20 protein-coding genes and 1 pseudogene are annotated in these 19,036 nt (G+C 73.6%); 10 read left to right on the top strand and 11 right to left on the bottom strand.

What is annotated here, in order from left to right:
* Nucleotides 1-38 precede the first annotated feature (38 nt).
* Nucleotides 39-941, bottom strand: coding sequence for a LysR family transcriptional regulator (locus AAHH18_RS07075; RefSeq protein ID WP_343301116.1), 903 nt, complete (start codon nt 939-941; stop codon nt 39-41).
* A 154-nt stretch (nt 942-1,095) separates the two neighbouring features.
* Between AAHH18_RS07075 and AAHH18_RS07070 the strand changes: the two genes are divergently transcribed.
* The 4 genes from AAHH18_RS07070 to AAHH18_RS07055 all read left to right on the top strand — a co-directional run bounded on the left by AAHH18_RS07070 (nt 1,096) and on the right by AAHH18_RS07055 (nt 3,046).
* The gene (locus tag AAHH18_RS07070) at nt 1,096-1,449 is read left to right on the top strand and encodes a CBU_0592 family membrane protein (RefSeq protein ID WP_343301115.1); all 354 of its coding nucleotides are present in this window, start codon (nt 1,096-1,098) and stop codon (nt 1,447-1,449) included.
* 64 nt (nt 1,450-1,513) lie between these two features.
* Nucleotides 1,514-1,741: a FitA-like ribbon-helix-helix domain-containing protein gene (locus AAHH18_RS07065; protein WP_343301114.1), complete on the top strand. Its 228-nt coding sequence runs from the start codon at nt 1,514-1,516 to the stop codon at nt 1,739-1,741.
* Nucleotides 1,738-2,160 (top strand): type II toxin-antitoxin system VapC family toxin, encoded by a 423-nt coding sequence (locus AAHH18_RS07060; RefSeq protein ID WP_283319853.1) that lies wholly within the window; start codon nt 1,738-1,740, stop codon nt 2,158-2,160. The genes AAHH18_RS07065 and AAHH18_RS07060 overlap by 4 nt, the downstream gene beginning before the upstream one ends.
* Nucleotides 2,161-2,209: 49 nt before the next feature.
* Entirely contained in the window at nt 2,210-3,046 is an 837-nt protein-coding gene (locus tag AAHH18_RS07055) for a hypothetical protein (RefSeq protein ID WP_343301113.1), read from the top strand.
* Between the two features lie 16 nt (nt 3,047-3,062).
* Here AAHH18_RS07055 and AAHH18_RS07050 read toward each other — a convergent pair whose 3' ends face one another.
* From AAHH18_RS07050 to AAHH18_RS07040, 3 genes are read right to left on the bottom strand one after another with little or no spacing between them, the layout of a single operon-like run.
* On the bottom strand, nt 3,063-3,365 hold the full coding sequence (locus AAHH18_RS07050; RefSeq protein WP_283319851.1) for a DUF1905 domain-containing protein: 303 nt from the start codon (nt 3,363-3,365) through the stop codon (nt 3,063-3,065).
* Nucleotides 3,366-3,400: 35 nt separating this feature from the next.
* Nucleotides 3,401-3,637 (bottom strand): hypothetical protein, encoded by a 237-nt coding sequence (locus tag AAHH18_RS07045; protein ID WP_343301112.1) that lies wholly within the window; start codon nt 3,635-3,637, stop codon nt 3,401-3,403.
* Between the two features lie 28 nt (nt 3,638-3,665).
* On the bottom strand, nt 3,666-3,953 hold the full coding sequence (locus AAHH18_RS07040; RefSeq protein ID WP_283319849.1) for a DUF1905 domain-containing protein: 288 nt from the start codon (nt 3,951-3,953) through the stop codon (nt 3,666-3,668).
* 105 nt (nt 3,954-4,058) lie between these two features.
* Between AAHH18_RS07040 and AAHH18_RS07035 the strand changes: the two genes are divergently transcribed.
* A complete protein-coding gene (locus AAHH18_RS07035) occupies nt 4,059-5,423 on the top strand; it encodes an FAD-binding oxidoreductase (protein WP_343301111.1) in 1,365 nt (454 codons plus the stop codon).
* Between the two features lie 24 nt (nt 5,424-5,447).
* Here the strand turns inward: AAHH18_RS07035 and AAHH18_RS07030 are convergent, their stop codons facing one another.
* Nucleotides 5,448-6,413: a DUF5692 family protein gene (locus AAHH18_RS07030; RefSeq protein ID WP_343301110.1), complete on the bottom strand. Its 966-nt coding sequence runs from the start codon at nt 6,411-6,413 to the stop codon at nt 5,448-5,450.
* A 58-nt stretch (nt 6,414-6,471) separates the two neighbouring features.
* A complete protein-coding gene (locus AAHH18_RS07025; RefSeq protein ID WP_343301109.1) occupies nt 6,472-7,086 on the bottom strand; it encodes a TetR/AcrR family transcriptional regulator in 615 nt (204 codons plus the stop codon).
* A 103-nt stretch (nt 7,087-7,189) separates the two neighbouring features.
* Here AAHH18_RS07025 and AAHH18_RS07020 point away from each other — a divergent pair, with 103 nt between their 5' ends.
* Nucleotides 7,190-7,588 (top strand): VOC family protein, encoded by a 399-nt coding sequence (locus tag AAHH18_RS07020; protein WP_343301108.1) that lies wholly within the window; start codon nt 7,190-7,192, stop codon nt 7,586-7,588.
* A 16-nt stretch (nt 7,589-7,604) separates the two neighbouring features.
* On the opposite strand, the gene tehA is transcribed toward AAHH18_RS07020, so the two are convergent.
* Together tehA and AAHH18_RS07010 are read right to left on the bottom strand one after the other, a co-directional pair.
* Nucleotides 7,605-8,576: a dicarboxylate transporter/tellurite-resistance protein TehA gene (gene tehA, locus AAHH18_RS07015; protein WP_343301107.1), complete on the bottom strand. Its 972-nt coding sequence runs from the start codon at nt 8,574-8,576 to the stop codon at nt 7,605-7,607.
* Between the two features lie 144 nt (nt 8,577-8,720).
* Nucleotides 8,721-9,608, bottom strand: a complete 888-nt coding sequence (locus tag AAHH18_RS07010; protein WP_343301106.1) for an HNH endonuclease — start codon at nt 9,606-9,608, stop codon at nt 8,721-8,723.
* Between the two features lie 129 nt (nt 9,609-9,737).
* On the opposite strand from AAHH18_RS07010, the gene AAHH18_RS07005 reads away from it, so the two are divergent.
* Together AAHH18_RS07005 and AAHH18_RS07000 are read left to right on the top strand one after the other, a co-directional pair.
* Nucleotides 9,738-10,166, top strand: coding sequence for a type II toxin-antitoxin system PemK/MazF family toxin (locus AAHH18_RS07005; RefSeq protein ID WP_343301105.1), 429 nt, complete (start codon nt 9,738-9,740; stop codon nt 10,164-10,166).
* Between the two features lie 419 nt (nt 10,167-10,585).
* Nucleotides 10,586-11,209 carry an Ltp family lipoprotein gene (locus tag AAHH18_RS07000; RefSeq protein ID WP_343301104.1) on the top strand — a complete coding sequence of 208 codons (624 nt, stop codon included), beginning with the start codon at nt 10,586-10,588 and terminating at the stop codon, nt 11,207-11,209.
* A gap of 25 nt (nt 11,210-11,234) precedes the next feature.
* Here the strand turns inward: AAHH18_RS07000 and AAHH18_RS06995 are convergent, their stop codons facing one another.
* The 3 genes and pseudogenes from AAHH18_RS06995 to AAHH18_RS06985 form a co-directional block, all read right to left on the bottom strand.
* The gene (locus AAHH18_RS06995; RefSeq protein ID WP_343301103.1) at nt 11,235-11,624 is read right to left on the bottom strand and encodes a hypothetical protein; all 390 of its coding nucleotides are present in this window, start codon (nt 11,622-11,624) and stop codon (nt 11,235-11,237) included.
* Nucleotides 11,625-11,719: 95 nt separating this feature from the next.
* A pseudogene (locus tag AAHH18_RS06990) lies at nt 11,720-11,884 on the bottom strand (WCX domain-containing protein); the annotation flags it as partial.
* 191 nt (nt 11,885-12,075) lie between these two features.
* Nucleotides 12,076-14,508 carry an MMPL family transporter gene (locus tag AAHH18_RS06985; RefSeq protein WP_343301102.1) on the bottom strand — a complete coding sequence of 811 codons (2,433 nt, stop codon included), beginning with the start codon at nt 14,506-14,508 and terminating at the stop codon, nt 12,076-12,078.
* A 334-nt stretch (nt 14,509-14,842) separates the two neighbouring features.
* On the opposite strand from AAHH18_RS06985, the gene AAHH18_RS06980 reads away from it, so the two are divergent.
* On the top strand, nt 14,843-16,402 hold the full coding sequence (locus AAHH18_RS06980; protein WP_343301101.1) for a bifunctional phosphatase PAP2/diacylglycerol kinase family protein: 1,560 nt from the start codon (nt 14,843-14,845) through the stop codon (nt 16,400-16,402).
* Nucleotides 16,403-16,806: 404 nt separating this feature from the next.
* Nucleotides 16,807-19,011 carry a hypothetical protein gene (locus tag AAHH18_RS06975; protein WP_343301100.1) on the top strand — a complete coding sequence of 735 codons (2,205 nt, stop codon included), beginning with the start codon at nt 16,807-16,809 and terminating at the stop codon, nt 19,009-19,011.
* The last annotated feature ends 25 nt before the right edge of the window (nt 19,012-19,036 follow it).

The raw sequence follows: 19,036 nt of genomic DNA, 5'->3' as shown, positions 1-19,036 counted from the left end.
AGGGGCGCGTCCACCGGCCCGCCCGGGGGCGCGGCGCCTCACACCAGGTCGAGCCCCGAGGCCACCGCGAGCAGCTCCTCGATGACCGCGACGACGGCCGGACCGGGCTCGCGGCGGGTGGCCCGGTGGCGGGCGACGAGCCGCCGCGAGCCGAGCCCGGGCACCGTCGCGACCGTCACCCCGTCCGGGAGCTCGCCCTGCAGCGCCAGCGCCGGCAGCAGCCCGACCCCCTGCCCGGCCGCGACGAGCGCGAGCGCGACGTCGAAGTCGTAGTACACGTGCCGGACCGTGGGCGCCCCCAGGGCGGACGTCACGCGCCCCATCGCCCGCGCGGCGGCGGTGTTCCGCTCGGCCGCGAGCCACGTCACGCCGGCGAGGTCGGAGAGCTGCGTGGGTGTCGCGACGGAGCCCGGGAGCACCAGGCGCCACGGCTCCTCGAGCAGCACCACGTCCCGCTGCCCACGCGGGACGTGGGTGTCGGCGTCCTCGTCGCGCTCCAGCAGCACCACGTCGGCGTCGCCCTCGCGCAGGCGCCGCATGGACTCGGCGGGGTCGCGCTCCTCGACGACGAGCTCGATGCCCGGGTGGCGCTCGGCCACGACCGCGAACGTCGGGGCGACCACCGCCCGGATCGCGGTCTGGAACCCGGCGACCGTGACCCGCCCGGACAGCTCGCCGCCGAGCGCCGCCAGCGACTTGCGGGCCTCGACCAGCTCCGACTCGATGCGCTCGGCGGCCTCCGCGAGGATGCGCCCGGCGGCCGTGAGCGTCGCCCCGCGCGGCCCGCGGTCCAGCACCGGCACGCCCTCCTCCGCCTCCAGGCGGGCGATCTGCTGGGACACCGCGGACGGCGTGACGTGCAGCAGGTCCGCGGCCGCGAGCACGCCGCCGGCGCGGTGCACGGCGAGCAGGACGGCGAGGCGGCGCGGGTCGGTCGGCACGCCACCAGACTAGTTCAGTTCCACTACATCCCGGTCGCATCATCGTTCGATTGTGCTGAACCCGATCCGGACGCACACTGGTGCCGTCGGGAGGCCGCGGGACGGCACGCCCGGCACCCCCACACCCACCCCTGGACCTTCCTGGAGCACGCCCGTGTCCGCTCTCGTCACCGCGCTCGGCTGGGTCGGCGCGGTCACGTGCCTCGTCGCCTACGTCCTCGTCACCCGCGGCACCTGGGCCCCCACCTCCGGGCGGTACCAGCTCGCGAACGTCGTCTCCGGGCTGTTCATGGGGCTGGTCGCGGCGAGCAGCGGCGTGTGGCCATCGGTCGTCACCAACGCGGTGTGGGCCGTCGTCGGCGTGCACGCCGTCGCCGTGGTGCTGCGCGCGCGACGGCAGCGGGCGCGCGAGGCGAGGCGGGCCGCGGGCGACACCCCGCCGGCGACCGTCGCCCCCGACCCGGCGCCCGCGGGCGGGCCGCTGGGCGCCGTCGACCTCGCCGCCTGAGCCCGGGGGCGACCCCGCCTCTCGGCGACTGCTAGCATTGCTAGCAATCATCGAGGGAGGCGCCGTGGCGACCGTGACCGTGCGGAACCTGGACGACGAGGTGCAGCGACGCCTCAAGGAGCGCGCAGCCCGCCACCACCGGTCCATGGAGGCCGAGGCGCGCGCGATCCTCAGCGCGGCGGTCCTCGACACCGGCCTGACCCGGTCCTGGCTCGACGCCGCGCGCGACCTGCGCGGAGACGACCTGACGCTCCCGACGCGGTCGGCCCCGCGCGAGGTCGATCTGGGGTGATCGTCCTCGACACGAACGTGCTGTCCGAGCCGCTGCGCGCGGAGCCCGACCCTGGTGTGCTCGGGTGGCTCGACGACGTGGACGGGTCCGCCGCGGTGACCGCGGTCAGCGTCGCCGAGCTCCTCACCGGGGCTCAGCACCTGCCCGCCGGGCGCCGGCGCGACGGCCTCGTCCGGGCGATCGAGGCCATGGCGGAGTCGTTCCGGGACTCCGTGCTGCCGTTCGACGTCGACGCCGCCCGCCGGTACGCCGGCTTCCAGGCGGCCAGGCGCGCCGCCGGCCGCCCCCTGAGCGTCGAGGACGGCATGATCGCCGCCATCTGCGCGAGCCGGGGCGCGACGCTCGCGACGCGGAACACCCGTGACTTCGCCGGGCTCGGCCTCCCGCTGGTGGACCCGTGGGAGGCCGGCCGCCCCTGAGCCACGCCGTCGGTTGCGGCGCGGGCGACGCGGCGACGACGATCGCGGCATGTGGACCGACCGCGCCGCCGTGCTGGACGACGTCTCCGCCGGCGACTGGGTCCGCCCGCGGCTCGGCCGCTGGACCACGGTCACCGGGCTGCTCCCGGGCGGGTTCGAGGCGTACGCGCGGGTGCTGCACCCGGTCGTCGGGGCGCTCCCCGACGCGCCGGACGACGCGCCGTGGGCGCCGCTGCGGTGGGCCGACGTCGCCGCGGTCACCGGGCGCACCCTGCACCCGCTGGTCCAGTGGCACCGCCTCGTGGGGGGCGACGACGCGGATCCGTCGGACCCCGACACCGCGCTCTGGCCGCACGGCCGACCGGCGGAGGGTCACCTCGCCCTCCCCCAGCTCACCGCGCTCTGCCGCGCGCTGGCCCCGCACACCGCGACCGCCGACCGGTGCCTGATGGCGGTGTGGGAGGGCTGGGGCGTCCTCAACGGCGGCTCCGTGCGGATGACCGTCGTCGACGGGCGCGTGGCCCGCACCGAGCCCGTGCCGCGCGCGTTCACCGACGCCGAGTGGGACGCGCCGCGGTTCCGCCTGCCCGGCCGCGACTACCTGCTGGTCGCCGGGCCGCTCGACGCCGTGGTGGACGTGGCCCGCGGGCCCGGCGACGGCGACGGCCAGTCGCCCGCGCTGACCTGGCCGCAGGACCGCGCCTGGTGCGTCGGGACGGAGGTCGACCACGACTCGACCCTCGTCGGCGGCACCCGGGAGGCGGTCGCGGCCGTGCTGGCCGAGCCGGCGCTGGAGGCGTTCCCCGTCGGGCCGGACGACCCGCTCGGGTTCGACGGGGACACCGTGAACGCGCCGTCCGACGCGCCGGGCGCCGGTCGGTCCTGACGCCGGGCGGGCACGGTCAGACGTCGAGCACCCGGAGCCGCACCCGCACCGGCCCGCCGGTGGTCAGGCCCTCCGCGTCGCGCACGGCCCGCTTCACCGGCAGCGAGTACGCCCGGTGCTTCCCGTCCGGGAAGATCGACGTCCGCCACGTGGTGCCGCCCACCGTCACCTCGACCCGCAGCGACCCGAACCCGCGCGCGAACGCGCCGGCCCGCTCGAGGATCTCGTCGGAGGCGTCCTCGGGCACGCTGACGAACGTCCACCGCTCGGTGCGGCGGGCGTCCCACTCCCACAGCGGCGCCTCGAAGTCGAAGGTCATGCCCCGATGGTGCCCGACGGCGCCGACACGCACCCTCAGCGGCGCCGCAGCGCCAGCCAGCCCGCCCCGGCCAGCACGAGCACGCCCACCACGACGCACGCGATCCCCGCGGCCGACGACCCCGCGCCCGGCCGGTAGACCTGCTCGCTGAGCTGCGCGTACGCGAACCAGCCGCTCGGCCGGCGGGTCAGCAGCCAGGCACCGACCCCCGCGAGGACGGCACCGACGACCGCGACGACGAGGGCGGATGCGCGGCGGCGGGGAGCGGGCACGGGACCGAGCATGCCGTGCCGCGGCCCGTCAGGTGGCGACGACGAGCCGGAGCGTCACCGTGTCGCCGACCTCGACGTCCTCGGCCCGGCGCACGGCGGCCTTGATCGGGACCAGGTAGCCGCCGTCGCGCGGGAACAGCGACGTCGTCCACTGCGTCCGCCCGAGCGTCACCGCGACCGGGATCACGCCCCAGCCGTAGGACACGAGCGCCGACGCGGCGTGCAGCGCGGCGGCCTCCTGCTCGCCCACGGGCACGAAGTGGAACGGCGCCGGCCCGCGCCAGTACACGACCTCACCGGTGAACCGCAGGTCCATCCGGCGAGCGTACCCAGGCGGCGGGGAGCCGGCCCGCCCGGGCCCTTGCCCCCGCCGCTCCCCCGGCGCGACCCTGGTTCCGCCGACGTCGCCCAGGAGCCCCCCATGTCCGTCAGCACCGCGCTCGCCGACCTCCGCGCCCGCCTCCGCGGCCGGGTGGTCACGCCCGAGGACCCCGACTACGACGCCCTGCGCGCCGTCGTGCCGGGCGGCGTGGACCCGCGCCCGGCGGTCGTCGTGCGACCGCTGGACGACGCCGACGTCGCCGCCGCCGTGACCGTGGCCCGGGAGTCCGGGCTGCCGCTCGCCGTGCGCAGCGGCGGCCACAGCAACGCCGCGCACGGGTCGGTGGACGGCGGGATCGTCGTCGACGTGCGCGACCTCACGGAGCTCGCCGTCGACGTCGAGCGGCGGACCGCCTGGGTCGGGGCGGGCCTGACCGCGGGTGCCGTGACGGCGGCCACGGCGGCGCACGGGCTCGCGGTCGGGTTCGGGGACACCGGGTCGGTCGGCGTCTCCGGCATCACGCTGGGCGGCGGCGTCGGCTACCTCTCGCGGGCGCACGGGCTGACGGTCGACAACCTGCTGGCCGCGGACGTCGTGCTCGCCGACGGGCGGGTGGTGCGCGCGGACGCCGAGCAGCACCCGGACCTGTTCTGGGCGCTGCGGGGCGGCGGCGGGAACGTCGGCGTCGTGACGCGGCTGCAGCTGCGGCTGCACCCGCTGGACGGCGTGGTCGGCGGGATGCTCGTGCTGCCGGCCACGCCCGCCGCGGTCGCCGGGTTCGTCACCGCGACCCAGGCCGCCCCGGACGAGCTGTCCGCGATCGTCAACGTCATGCCCTGCCCGCCGCTGCCGTTCGTGCCCGCCGAGCACCACGGGTCGCTCGTCCTCATGGCGCTGGTCTGCTGGTCGGGTCCGGCCGAGGCGGCCGACGCGGCGCTGGCGCCGCTGCGCGCGTTCGGCGAGCCGCTGGCGGACCTGGTGCGCCCGGTCCCCTACCCCGAGCTGTTCCCGCCCGCCGACCCGGAGTACCACCCGCGGGCCGTCGCCCTGACGCTGCTGACCGACCACGTCGACCTGCCGCTGGCCGAGCGCCTGGTGGAGCGGCTGTCCGCGGTCGACGGGATGCGGGTGGTGCAGCTCCGCGCGCTCGGCGGGGCGATCGCGCGGGTGGACCCGCAGGCCACGGCGTACGCGCACCGGTCGGCCCGGCTCATGGGCAACGTCGCCGCGTTCGTGGACGGACCGGACGACCGCGAGCGCCGCGCGGCGTGGGTCGCGCAGACCGCCGCCCTGCTGGACCAGGGGAACCCGGGCGCCTACGTGAACTTCCTCGCGGACGAGGGGCCGGAGCGGGTCCGCGCGGCCTACCCGGGTGCCACCTGGGACCGGCTGGCCGCGGTGAAGGCGGTGTACGACCCGGGCAACCTGTTCCGCCGGAACCAGAACGTCCCGCCCGCCGGGTGACGGCGGGCGGGACGTCCCGGTGGGTCAGGCTGCGGCGAGGACGCGCTGCTCCTGCCGCTCGACGGCGGCCTGCTCCTCGGCGACGACCTTCCGGTACGCGGGCAGCTCCGGGTAGAGCTCGGTGCCGGTCAGCGGGTTGCGGCGCGTGGTCACGATCCGGTGCAGCTGGTAGACGGCGAGCGCCACGTTCGACGCGAGCGAGATCGCGCTGACGGTGAACAGCGCGGCCGGGTCGTGCGAGGACTCCACCGCGAACACCGACGACGACACGAACGTCGGGAACGCCATCGTGAACATCATCCACAGCGCCAGGGTGTGCGCCCGGTGCTGCAGCCACGCCCCGCGCTTGAACACGAACGCCGGGATGGTGCAGGAGATCAGCAGGGCCGCACCCGCGTAGAACGCGTGGTCGCCGACGCAGTTGTAGACGTAGGCGAAGTTCCACAGGTCGTAGGGGATGATCCAGAACCACAGCATGTCCGGCCAGATCATGTCGCGGCTCGGCGAGCGGCTGATCATGATCCCGGCCCAGCCGCAGATCGTCACGAGGTTGAGGATGCCGGCGACGCCGTTCATGACGTTCCACGGGCCGGGGACCATGTAGACGCCGTCGACGACGCCCTCGGACATCCCGGCGACCTGGAAGTCGCGCAGCACGGCCTCGGCGATGTTGATGGCGAGGATCGCCGCCGGGAACGCGAGCGCCCAGCGCTTCGCGGCCAGCCTCGGGTGGTACCGCAGGGCCATGAATCCGAGGCACCCGGCGAGCGCCGAGTACACCTTGACCCAGTGGAACCACGTGCCGGTGGAGGAGCCCGCCCCGGCGGTGTGGGGCCAGACGAAGATCGTCAGCACCACCGGCAGCGCCACGAAGAACGCCAGGCCGGCGGCGCGCCAGCGGCGGGTGACCTCGTTGAGCCCGATGAGCGCGGCGAGCACGACGCACCACATCAGGGCCGAGTACCAGGGGATCTGGTCGAACAGGAACACGGTGCCTCCTTGCGAGCGGTGCCGTCGCGTCCAGCGGCGGCGCGGGGTGTGCGCCCGGTCAGGGCGCCGGTCGTCGTCCGACCAGGTCGAGCCGCAGGGTCTGCCGGACGAGCGAGGCCAGGACGGCGTCGGGGATGTCCGGCTCGGTGCGGACCAGGCCGACGAGCCCGTGCACCAGCACGACGAACGTCGCGCGGACGTGCTCGATGGCCAGCCCGTGCCGGGCGGAGTACGCCTCGACGGTGGTGACCTGGAGCGTGTCGACGACCGCCGCGACGGCCCGGTCGACGAAGCGCTGGTACAGCGCCGCGTTCTCCGGGCGGTGCAGGTCGGCCCGCACCGGGTCGTCCGAGGCGGTCTGGGCGCGGAACAGCGCCACGACGTCGCGCAGCGCGCCCTCGACGTCCCCGACGGTGCGGTGCGCGTCCCAGGCCCGCACGGACTCCGCGAACGCCTCGACCCGGCGCTCGAGGACGGCGTCCAGCAGGTCCTCGGTGGTCGGGAAGTAGTGGTACACGAGCCCGCGCGTCACGCCGGCGGCCCGGGCGACGTCGCTGACGGTGGTGCGGCTGAGCCCGCGCTCGGCGTACGCACGCTCCGCGGCGTCGAGCAGCGCGGCCCGCCGCTCCTCGGGGTCGAGGACGGTGCGCCGGGTGCTCTCGCCGCTGGTCATGGCACCACGGTAGGACTCATTGACACATCGTCAATGGGACGATCGTCCCGTCGTGCGCACCCCTCCCCTTCCCCGTTCCGGAGGGCGGTGCCACGATGCTGCGATGCGCGTGCAGCGGCTCATCCACGTGTTCGACGCCCCCGACCTCGCCGCCGAGAGCGGCTTCTGGGCGGCCCTGCTCGACGGCACCGTCGAGGCCGAGGACGACTGGCACAGCGTCGTCGTCGACGGCGAGTGGCGCATGGGCTTCCAGCTCGCCCCGGACCACGTGCCGCCGGTCTGGCCCGGCGGGCCGCAGCAGCAGCAGATCCACCTCGACGTCTGGGTCGACGACCTCGCCGAGGCGCACGAGCGCGCCATGGGGCTCGGGGCGCGGCTGCTCCAGGCGGCGCCCGACCCCACCACGACCGGCGAGGTGTTCCAGGTCTACGCCGACCCCGCCGGACACCCGTTCTGCCTGTGCCGGGGGCCGCTGCCCGCGTCGGAGGCGGCCGGCTCCTGACCGCGCGCGGCCCGCCTCAGGGCAGCGTCGCCGCCGGTGTCGCCGGCGGCACCAACCGGCCCCGCGCCAGCAGCGCCACGGTCCCCGCCGCGAGCGCCAGCAGCAGCGCCGTCCCGACGGCCGCCACCACCACGGCCACGACCCGCACGGCGGTGTCCACCTCGGCGTGCGCGATACGCAGGCCGGTGTTCGCCATCGCCGCGAGCCCGAACGAGAACGCCCACAGCCCCGCCGTGAACCCGCCCGCGAGCAGCCATCGCCACAGCCGCAGCAGGAGCAGGAGCTGCAGCACCCCGTACCCGAACAGCACCAGCGCCACCGGGTCGACGTCGCCGCCGTCCACCACCAGGTACGCGTAGCAGGCGACGAAGGCCGGGGCGAGCTGCACCCCGATCACGCCGCGCGCCCGCGGCGCCACCTCGGGCCCGGTCCGCAGCCGGTGCGTGATCAGCGGCTCCAGCGTCAGCCACGACACCACCCCCGCGCCCAGGAACAGGTACCCGAGCTGCGCCTGGCCGACGGTCGCGACGCCGATCGCGCTGATGAAGTTCGCCGCCACGAGCGGCAGGTAGAACCCCGGCGTCGTCGCCTCGAGCGGCTGCGTGCCGGACCACAGCGGCGCGCACCGCACCGCCGCGAACACCAGCTGCCCCGCCACGCCCAGCCACAGCAGCACCGCCGCGACCACCGGCACGTACGGGTGCAGCCCGACGGACACGAGGATCCCGCCCGCCGGCACCAGGCTCAGGAACGAGAACAGCCCCGGGTCGCGCCACTCCCGCACGACGCCGTCCCACGCCGTCACGCACCGGTACACCAGCACCGCCGCGAGCACGCACCACACCGCGCACCCGATCAGCACGACCGACTCCCCCACCCAGCGCGGCACCAGCCCGATCGTCGCGCCGTACCGCCACGCGCTGCCGAGGCCCACCAGGCCGAGGACCATGCCGAAGAAGCTCGCGGGGACGCGCTGGAGCGTGCGCACGGGCAGGACCCTCCGAGGTGCCGGGGACGGGACACCGCTGACGGTAGACCCGCCGCGACCCCGGACGTCCACTGCGCGGCGGACGTCCGGTCGATGAGGGACCGCATCGTGAGCGCGCCGCCCCGGCACGCACGCAGACCGCACTCAGCGGGCCGCGAAGCGCTCCCACCGCCACGCCAGCAGGTCGCGCGACGGCGCGTCCACCGGCCGTCGCGGCAGGGTGAGGCGCTGGCCATGCATCGCCTGGAGACCGTGCCGGAGCATCGGTCCGTCGACCTCGTCCAGCAGCTCGCGGTCGAGCTGGACGACGTAGTCGGGCGTGATCCCGAGCAGGTCCTGGTCGTACGCAGCGTGGTGGATCTTGCACAGCGCGAGCCCGTTCGGCGTCGTCGGGAGCCCGTTCTCCTCCCCGTCCGGCACGATGTGCGCGGCGTCCAGCAGCGATCCGTGCGCGAGCCTGCACATCGCGCACCGCGTCTCGTAGGCCAGGAGCACCCGGGTCCGGAACGCCGGCTGGTGCAGGCGCTGCCTCGCGAGCCGCACGGCGTACGCCCGCTGGGCGACAGTGAGCTCCCGCAGGTCGCCCATGAACCGGAACGCCTCGTCGAGCGCGACGAGGAACGTCCGCTCCTCGGGATAGTCGTCGACGACGTACACCGGGGCGATCGGCGTGTAGTAGTTCGCGACCTCCTTGCGGAACAGGATGAGCGGCATACCCGTGACCAGCGCGTTGCGCAGCTTGGCGTTGTCCCCGCCGAATGGGTCGCCCTTCCGGTACGCGTAGTGCAGCAGCCCGTCGCTGCTCTCGACGTCGTCGTACGGCCCGTTCGCCGTCGAGACGATCGACAGCGTCGAGCCGAAGTCCGCGGGGTTCCGGATACCGCGCGAGTAGTCGATGATCGGCAGCCGGCGTCCGCCCGTGCGGTAGCCGAGCAGCTGCTCGCGGTGGAGGAACCCGCCGTTCGCCTCGGCCCGCTCGCGCACCCAGGTGATGATCTGCTCGCGCAGGGCGCTCTCGGCGGCGGTGTCCACGCCCGCAGCTGACCAGATCGTCCGTGACCAGCGCAAGCACCGCGGTCCGTACGCGGCAGGGTCGCGTCAGCGCCCGGCCCGGCACGGCGACCGCGCCCGGCTCCCGACAGCCCTGGCACACTCCGTGCCGTGATCGACTCCGTCGTCCCCGACGCCTTCCGCGACGTCCTCGCCGACCGCCCGTGGCTGCTCGTCCTCGCGGCCGGCGGGGTCGTCCTGCTGCTCCGCCTGATCGGCCGGGCCGGCGCCCCGGTCGCCCGCCCGGGCGAGGTGTGGTTCGCGATGGTTCCCTACCGGGACGGCACGGGCGCGAAGGACCGGCCGGTCGTCGTCCTGGCGCGGCGCGGACGGTGGGTGACGGTCGCGCGGCTGACCTCCCAGGACCAGTCCGCGCGGCCCACGGACTACGCGCGCGTGCCGCACCCCCTGCCGGGGCTGACCCGGGGCAGCTGGGTGGACCTGCGGCCGATGCGCATCCGGCGCTCGGCGCTGCGTCGGCGCACGGGCGACGCAGGAGCGGCGTGGCTGGCGTGGTACGAGCGGGCGGGGCGGCGCTGAGCCCTGCTCGTCGAGGGGCACGGACTTCACCCGGAAGTCGGCCGCGACGCGCTCTCCGGGGTGGGACCGTGGATGCGGCCCCGCGACGGTGCGGCGGCCTCGCTCGGACACGCACCAGGGGGCACGTCATGGCTTCACGCTTCAACCCGCCGCCGAACTGGCCTCCCGCTCCTGCGGGATGGGCTCCCGGCCCCGGCTGGCGGCCTGACCCCGCATGGGGGCCGGCACCGGCGGGATGGCCGCTGTGGGTCGACGACAGCGACGCCGGCGCGGCAGAGCAGGCGCCCCGCGACGCGACGGCCCCGGAGCCGGCGGACCCGACGGTCGTCTTCCCTCGCCCCGACTCGTCGGGTCTCGCGCAGCCACCTGGTTCAGCCTCGGGCGACGAGCCCCGCAGGCCCTGGATCGCGCGCCACAAGGTGCTCGTCGGCGTCGGCGGCGTCGTCGTCCTCCTCATCGCCGTGGCGGGCATCGCCGGGGGCAGCGAACGCGAACCCACGGCTGCCGACGACACCACCTCGGGGCAGACCGTCGACGAGGCGGTGACCACCGAGGAGGTGGCCGACGAGGAGGAGTCCGAGGCCGACCGCCAGGCCGCCGAGGAGGCGGAGGCGGAGCAGAAGGCCCAGGAGGAGGCCGACGCCGCCGCGCAGGCGGAAGCGGACCGCGTCGCCGAGGAGAAGCGCGTGGCGGAGGAGGCGGCCGCGGCTGAGGCAGCCGCCGCGGAGGCCGCCCGCATCGGCAGCGTCGCGCAGCAGAACGCCTACCGCACCGCGACGGACTACCTGGACTACATGTCGTTCTCCCGCAGCGGCCTGATCGGGCAGCTGGAGTTCGAGGGGTACGTGACCGCCGACGCCGAGTTCGCCATCGCGCGACTGGAGGCGGAGGGCGGCGTCGACTGGAATGCGCAGGCAGCCGCCAAGGCTGCGGACTACCTCTCGTACACCGCGTTCTCGCGGCAGGGGCTCGTCGACCAGCTGCTCTTCGAGGGCTTCACCGCCGAACAGGCGGAGTACGGGGTGAGCACGACGGGGTTGTAGCCGGTCGCGTCGGGGCGCGAGGTCGTCAGACGGGCGCGAAGGGGCTCTCTCGCGCGGGCCGCAGGTCCGGGGCCCCCTCGACGAACGCCACGACCTCCGTACCGGCCGCGGAGACCCAGAGCTCGGCGAGCACCACGGTGGGCACCCTCCGCTTCCTCACCGCCTTCGCACGGAGGCGCCGCTGCTCGTCGGGCCCGATCAGGTGCCGGTACGCGCGCACCGACGCGAGGTGCTGCGCCGCTTCGGCGTCCGTCGAGCTCACGGACGGCCCGCAGCACCAGTGCACGACCCAGCGGCTGCCCTGGGAGATCCGACGGAGAGCCTCCGCGGGCTCGAGCACCTCGTGCTCACGGGTCCACGGAGCCTCATCGGCGGGCACGGTGTGGTCGGTCGCGGCCGAGTGCCTCTGCGTCACGCGGCCATCTTCTCGTGAGGCCGGCACCGCGCGAACCGCTCGGCGCAGGAACTGCGGCCCGGCGACGAGGCGCGACGAGGGCGCCGTCGAGACCTTCACCCCGGATCACCCGCCCGACGCCCCTGCGCCGCACCTAGCATGCGCGTCGTCGCCGCGCGGACGAGGTCCCGCAGCTCCTCCGGGCTCTCGATCCGCACCTCGCAGCCGAGCGAGGCGATCACCGCGGCGATCCAGTCGAGGCGTTCGGCGTGGATCTCCGCCCGACGGGAACCTGGTCAACGCCGTCGCTCCCGTCGAGGCCGCGGGCGGCACCCGTCCGCCGACCGGCCCGCGGGCGAAGCAGCCCCGCGCACGCCGGTCCGGTCCTCGCGCGCGACACCGCGCCGCGGTGGTGCGGTGCGGTGTCGCGCGCGGGGGCGCCCGTCTCCGTGGCTGCCGACCCGGGCGCCGGCTACGGCACGGGGACGGCCGCGGGGATCGGCGCGGTGTCCGTGCTGGCCCGCTCGAGCTGGGCGCCCTCGACGTCGACGTCCGGGAGGAGGCGGTCCAGCCAGCGCGGCAGCCACCACGCGTGCCTCCCCAGCACGTGCATCACCGCGGGGACGAGCAGCAGTCGCACGACGAAGGCGTCGACCAGCACCCCGAACGCGAGACCGAACCCGATGGTCTGGATCATCACCGAGTGGGAGAACACGAACCCGCCGAACACCGAAATCATGATGATCGCGGCGGCGGTGACCACGACCCGGCCGTGGTGCACGCCGTGCTGGACGGCGAGCCGGGCGGGCACACCGTGGGCGTGGGCCTCGCGCATCCCGGACACCAGGAACAGCTGGTAGTCCATGGCCAGCCCGAACAGGACGCCGACGAGCAGGATCGGCATGAAGCTCAGGACGGGTCCCGGGTTGTGGATGCCCAGCACGTCGCCGAACCACCCCCACTGGAAGATCGCCGTCACGCCGCCGAACGTCGCCAGGACCGACAGCAGGAACCCGATGGTCGCGGTGACCGGGACGAGGACCGAGCGGAACACGAGCACGAGGATCACCAGGGACAGACCGATCACGACCGCCAGGTAGAGCGGGAGGACGTCGGCCAGCTTCTGGCTGATGTCGATGTTGGCGCTGGCCGTGCCCGCGACACCGAAGGTCACGTCGGGCAGGGCGGGCGAGCCGTCCCGCAGGTCGTTCACGAGGGTCTCGGTCTCGACGGTGTTGGCACCGGACGCGGGGACGACCTGGAACGCCAGCATCTGCGAGTCCGTCGAGACCCCGGCCGGGGCGACGCCGCTGACGTCGTCGAAGCCGGCGATCGCCTCACCCACGCGGACCTGCGTGCCGACGAGGTCCTCGTCCGCCACCGGCGCGCCGAGGTCGGTCACCACCAGGAGCGGGCCGGCCGCCCCCGCACCGAACTCGTCCTGCACCAGCGTGTACGCCCGGTAGGCGGCCGAGTCGACCGGCTCCGAGCCGCCGTCCGGGAGCCCGAGGCGCATGTCCAGCGCCGGGACCGCCAGGAGCAGCATCGCGCCGAGCCCTGCGGCCAGGGTGGTGACGGCGCGGCGGGTGCTCATCGGCGCCGAGGGCAGCGACTTCCGCTTCGCCGCCCGCACGCCGCGTCGCTCCTTCGCGGGCGTGATCCTGCTGCCGAGCAGGCCGAGCAGGGCCGGCGTGAGGGTCACGGCGACGGCGATCGCGATGAGGACGCAGACCGCGGCGACGGTGCCCATGAGGCCGAGGAACGACACCCCGGTGACGTTGAGGGCGAGCAGGGCGATGACGACCGTGATGCCGGCGAACACCACGGCGTTCCCGGAGGTCCCGTTCGCCCGCCCGATCGACTCGTGCAGGTCGAGCCCGTCGCGCAGCTGGTTGCGGTGCCGGTTCAGGATGAACAGGGAGTAGTCGATGCCCACGGCGAGACCGAGCATCAGGCCCAGCACGGGGATGACCGTGTTCATCTCGATGGCGTCCGACAGCGCGAGCGACCCCGCGAGGCCGGTGCCGATGCCGACGAGGGCGTTGACGAGCGGCAGCCCGGCGCCGACGAACGTGCCGAGCATGATGAAGAGCGTCACCGCGGCGACCAGCAGGCCGATGGCCTCGCCCGGGCCGAACAGCGACATCTGCGGGGGCTCGGCGGCGCTGCCGGCGCGCTCGACCAGCAGCCCGTCGGTCTCGTGGTCCTCGATCACGGCGGCGAGCGCGTCGAGCGTCCCGGCGTCGACGGGGTCGTCGTCGAACTGGACCGCCGCGATCGCGGCCACACCGCTGTCCGACACCGGGGTGATGTCGTCCGCCAGCGCGAGCAGGGCGGTCCCCTGCGCGAGGGCGGTCGCCTGCGCGTCGAGCTCGGCGCGGCCCTCGTCGAGCGCGGCCTGCTGCGCGTCGAGCTCGGCCGCGACGGCCGCCACCTGGCCCGCCGCCTCGGCCTGCGCACGCGCGGCGTCGAGCTGCGCCTGGCCGGCGTCCAGCTGCTCGCGCGCGTCCGCCAGCTCGACCTCGCCGTCGGAGAGCCGTCGGCTCTGCTGCTCGGCGGTCGCGGCGGACTCGAACGGGTCGACGACGCCCGCGACGCCGTCGACCGCCTCGACGTCGTCCAGGAGGTCGGCGACCGCGGCCTCGTCCCGCTCGTCGAGGGCGGAGCCGTCGGTCGAGGCGAACACGAGCTGGCCCGAGGCGCCGCCGGCACCGGGGAACCGCTCCTGGAGCTCGGCGGTCACCTGGGTGGTCGGGGTGTCGGAGATCTCGAAGGACGACACCAGCGAGCCGCCGAAGGCCAGGTAGGCGCCGACGGCGAGCAGCAGCGCGGTGAGCCAGGCGCCGACGACGAGGCGGGCGCGTCTGGCCGCCGTCAGCCCGAGTCGGTACAGGAACGTTGCCATGCGAAGCACCTCTTGGGGTCGGGGGCGGGTCGGACGGCCCGGCGTCGGGCGCACGGGGCTGGGCGCTCGGGTGAGCGCGGCCCGGGCAGGTGGTCGGGCGGCGCGGCCCTCCACCGCGCCACCCGCAGGACGAGTCTGCGAGGGCACCGGGCCGGGCGCGTCGTCCCCTGGCACTCACCTGCTACCGCACCCGCAGTAGACCCGTCGCGGCACGCGACGGATCGCCCGCCGCGTACTGCGCCCGCGGTAGCGCGGTACCGCAGCGGGCGGACGACGCGGGCCGCCGACGCAGCGCACGCTGGGCCGGCCCCGCCCCCGCCCGGAAGGTCCCCGCGTGCCCGCTCCCCCTCGGCCTCGTCGACGGGTGGAGCTCGTCGGGTTCCTGATCGCCTGCGCGCTGTCGGCGGTGTGGACCCGGTCCGTCCTCTCCGGGACCGGACGCAACCCGGTGGACTCCTGGTCGAGCCCGCCGGCGATGACACCGCGGTCCGCGGCGGGTCAGGTGGCGGAGGCGTTCGCCCTGCTCACGCACCCGTACGTGGTCCTCGCGATCACGCTCGCGCTCGCCGTCCGCTCCGCGCAGCACCGTCAGCGTCGGCTGGCGCTGGCGCTCGGGACCGCGGCGCTGAGCATCCCGGCGTGGGACATCCAGCGCGCCCTCGTCGACCGTCCCCGTCCGGACTCGCTGTTCGCCGACTCCCTGTCCGCGACCGGTGCGGCCTACCCCTCCGGCCACGTGCTCGCCGCGACCGTCCTGACCTGGGTGGTCGTCACGCTCGCCAACGCCCACCGTCGCTCCCGCGCGTCACGGTGGCGGCGCAGCGTCCTCGGCGGCCTGCTCGTCGCGCTCGTCGCCGCGGACCAGTGGGCCATGGGGACGCAGCGGTGGTCGGACATCGTCGCGGGCCTGCTCCTCGGCGCCACCGTCGCAACCGCCGCGCTGTGGATCAGCGGCGTCGACGCGATCACGCGCTCCTGGCGGCTGCGCACCCTGCCCCCGGCGGTCGGCCGGCGCGCCGCGGTGATCTGCAACCCGACCAAGGTCCCCGACCTCGACGGGTTCCGGCGCCGCGTGGCGTACGCCATGGCCCGGGACGGCTGGCAGCCGCCCCTGTGGCTGGAGACCCGCCTCGACGACCCGGGGCTCGAGACGGCACGGGACGCCCTGACCACGGGCGTCGACTGCGTCCTGGCCGTCGGCGGGGACGGCACGGTCCGGGCGGTCTGCGCGCACCTGGCCGGCAGCGGCGTCCCGGTGGCGCTGGTCCCCGCCGGCACGGGCAACCTGCTGGCGCGGAACCTGCGGATCCCCCTGGACGAGGACGACGCCCTCGACGTCGCCCTGCGAGGCGAGGTGCGCGCGGTCGACGTGGTCCGGTGGACCGTCGACGGCGCCACCACCCCGTTCGTCGTCATGGCGGGCGTCGGCCTCGACGCCCGGATCATGCGCAGCGCGAACCCCGTCCTGAAGCGGGTCGCCAAGGCGGGCGCGTACGTCGTCGCGGGCGTCCAGCAGGTGCGGATGCCGTCCTTCCACGCCCGGGTGACCGTGGACGGGCGCCCCGTCCACGACGGTGACGCGGTGCTGACCCTGGTGGGGAACGTGGGCCGGCTCCAGGGCGGCGTGCCGCTGCTGCCCGCCGCCGACCCGGGCGACGGGCAGCTGCACGTGCTGATCGCCTCGGGAGGCGGCGTCCGCGGCCTCGCCCGCTTGCTCGCCGGCCTCACCCGGCGCGGCACCACCGCCCCGCTCCGGCGGCTGCAGGGCCGGCGCGTGGAGATCGTCACCGACCGGCCTGTCGCCTACCAGCTCGACGGCGACACCGCGGGCGAGGCCTCGGCGTTCACCGCCGAGGTCGAGGCCGGGGCGCTGCTCGTCGTCGTGCCGCGGTGACGGGTCGCTGGCTCATCACCACGCACAGGACGCTCGGGGGTCGTCCACCCCGGCCTGCCCGTTGCCCGCCTGCGCAACAGCAGCTCAACCGCTCGACTCCGGCGCAGCCGCGGGCGGCAACCCCGCGAACCAGCCCGGACTGACAGCCACGCTGTCCCCGGCCGCGCGGCCGCGCGACGCGATCCGCAGTGGCCACGAGGCAAGATGATCGACGTCAATCAGGTGGAGGGCCATCACGCACAGCGTGATCGACGTGACTCTGTGTCAGAACCCGACCGCCCAAAGAAGATGACGACCGCGGCCGCCCCCCACGTAGCCCGAATGCCACTCCAGCCGAGTTCAGCTGACACGATCGAGCGCTCACGAAGCGAGCCCGACGGACAACGCGCCAGTACGATGCGCAAGTGAGTGACGTCGAATCTGGCATCGCGTGGCTCTTGCTCATGGTCGGCGCTCTCGCACTCCTTCGCGAGATCATCGCCAAGGCGGTGGGTGCGGCGGCGGTGCGCCTGAGATTGAAGGGAAGCAGAGCACCAGATGCTCTACGAGCCAATTCAGGGCGGTTCATCAGCCTCCCGGCCCTGGCCCTTACGGTTCTCATTTCGGAGCACCCCGACTGGAAGGCGTGGGCGTATGTCGTCGCCGAGCCGGCGGGCCCCACGACACTACTGGCTGCATCTACAGCCCTGCTAGCCCTTCTTCTCTTCGCAGCAAATCAACTCAACTCGCTACACAGAGACGCCGACCGGACCGACGCATATCTAGGGGAGAACAGGCGCACATTTCAGGCAAGCAATTCGTGGGCAATAAGCCTCTTCGGCGGAACTGAGTTCTACCTTGCGGTCATTGCACTATTCTTCATCCCAGTACTCCTCCCGACGCTCCCTGTCGAGGTCGCCCTGCCACGACTCGGCGCCCTCTCGGACGTCTCACTAGCGCCGCAGACGCTGGCGCTCGGGCTCTGGTGCGCCTGCTTCTTGTCCGTCGGAACGGCCCTGATATTCAACGCACTCGAGACCCTTCGCGCCGCCGCATGGGGCATTCGAGCACCACATATGGTGGACACACAGATCGAGAGGGGTATCGAACGAGAGAGCCGCAGCTCATACGCGATCTTGCACGCTCCTTCGTCGCGTCGCCTTCACCTGGAAACGGAGTCATGGGTGGACCGGCACGTCCGCACCGCAGGCTCTCTTCCAGCCCAGGAGCAACCCCTCTACCTTCAGCTGACCGTTGGGGCGCGGGCGATCGTCTCACGACGATCAGAGCTCGACAGACTTTTTCGAGTGGCCGACCGAACGATGCCGAAACTCGACGCAGATGCCGTGGGGTTCATCGGTCACGTCCGCAGACTGACAAACCATGTCAGACACACAATGGCACTTGCCGCAGTCGAACGGTGCCGCGATGTCATCGAGGGAAGATCGCGCAGCCTTCTCCGACACCTCGATTCTCCTGAACTCGTGAACGAAGCGAAGATCTGGATCGTCGGCAAGTGTCTACGCGACGCGACCGCGGTGGACGGACTCGTCGGACATCGCGCCAACACCCTGGAGCCTGAGTTCGGTGCGTACGACGGGTCCAGCGGCACTCGCACTTCCGAATCGATCTTCCTGCTGCGCGCCGACCGCGTGCACTCACTGCGCGGAAGATCCAGGTTCCACCTTGCCCGCGCCGAGAGAGAGATCCAGCTGGAGGGCGTCCCGTCTCTGGTATTCGAGACCATAGCTGAACTGCTAGCCACATCAGATTCGGACAGACGCGTTCACCTCCCAGAGTCGGTCATGAATGACATTTTCCGCGCCGCGGAGGGCATCGTTCATCACGCAACGCGTGATCGCGCGATGCGTCAGATCGCTGATGCGGCAATTAAGTCGCTTGTCGTCGACAGGCACCCCGGAAATCTCGCGAGCGACACGCTACTGAGGAGAGTCTCAGACCTGGGGCGCGACGAGCTCAAAGCAGCAGGTCTCCTCGCGGAGGCACGACCCTCTTTCGCTCGGACTCTGGAGCAGAGCGCGTATTCCGCTCTTCTGGCTTGCGATGTACAGGACTCAGAAGTAGTCGATCGCCTTCTCTCACTTACGCAAGGCTGGCATCACCACGCTGCCGCCCTCTACCACCTGCACTACGCTTGCCGTTACCACCGATCAATCCCGGCAGGAAGACTTGCTCCTTTTTACCGAGCGATCGTTCGCCAGTCACCCAGGGCCACGATCAGTCAACCCCCGACGGTCGACCGATGCGTCGACTCCCTTCGATCCTCAAGCATCAGTCACTTTGTCACGAGGGATGGCCTCTCTTGGCTTCTCACGTCGCTTCAAGAGCCTTTCACACTGGATCTCTGCGCGAAGTTCGTCGAGCGGACACAGAGCAACCAGATACGCGACTTCGGCGTTCGCGAGTTCCTTCTATGGCGATTGGTCACCGACAGGACCAGCGGGCTCCGCGACGAGAGACATGTCGCGTCATTCTCGGGCGCCGGCATCGCGTATATCCGGCGCTCACTGCCGGAGCTCCTGCAAGTGGTTTCCGACTGGCGTGCACTCGACAACACTGCGTCTTGGAATGCTCGCCACATCCTTAGCTCTCTAGGCGAGGCGAATTAGCAAAGTGGGGACAACGTCCGTCGTC

It is taken from the genome of Cellulomonas olei, from assembly GCF_039548315.1.
Classification (GTDB): domain Bacteria; phylum Actinomycetota; class Actinomycetes; order Actinomycetales; family Cellulomonadaceae; genus Cellulomonas.
This window is presented reverse-complemented; position numbering and strand designations above follow the sequence as displayed.

Coding starts and splice junctions, on each gene's coding strand:
- AAHH18_RS07055 (WP_343301113.1), top strand. CDS start 2,210: ATGTGGACCGACCGCGCCGCCGTGCTGGACGACGTCTCCGCCGGCGAC.
- AAHH18_RS07050 (WP_283319851.1), bottom strand. CDS start 3,365: ATGACCTTCGACTTCGAGGCGCCGCTGTGGGAGTGGGACGCCCGCCGC.
- AAHH18_RS07040 (WP_283319849.1), bottom strand. CDS start 3,953: ATGGACCTGCGGTTCACCGGTGAGGTCGTGTACTGGCGCGGGCCGGCG.
- AAHH18_RS07035 (WP_343301111.1), top strand. CDS start 4,059: ATGTCCGTCAGCACCGCGCTCGCCGACCTCCGCGCCCGCCTCCGCGGC.
- AAHH18_RS07025 (WP_343301109.1), bottom strand. CDS start 7,086: ATGACCAGCGGCGAGAGCACCCGGCGCACCGTCCTCGACCCCGAGGAG.
- AAHH18_RS07020 (WP_343301108.1), top strand. CDS start 7,190: ATGCGCGTGCAGCGGCTCATCCACGTGTTCGACGCCCCCGACCTCGCC.
- AAHH18_RS06985 (WP_343301102.1), bottom strand. CDS start 14,508: ATGGCAACGTTCCTGTACCGACTCGGGCTGACGGCGGCCAGACGCGCC.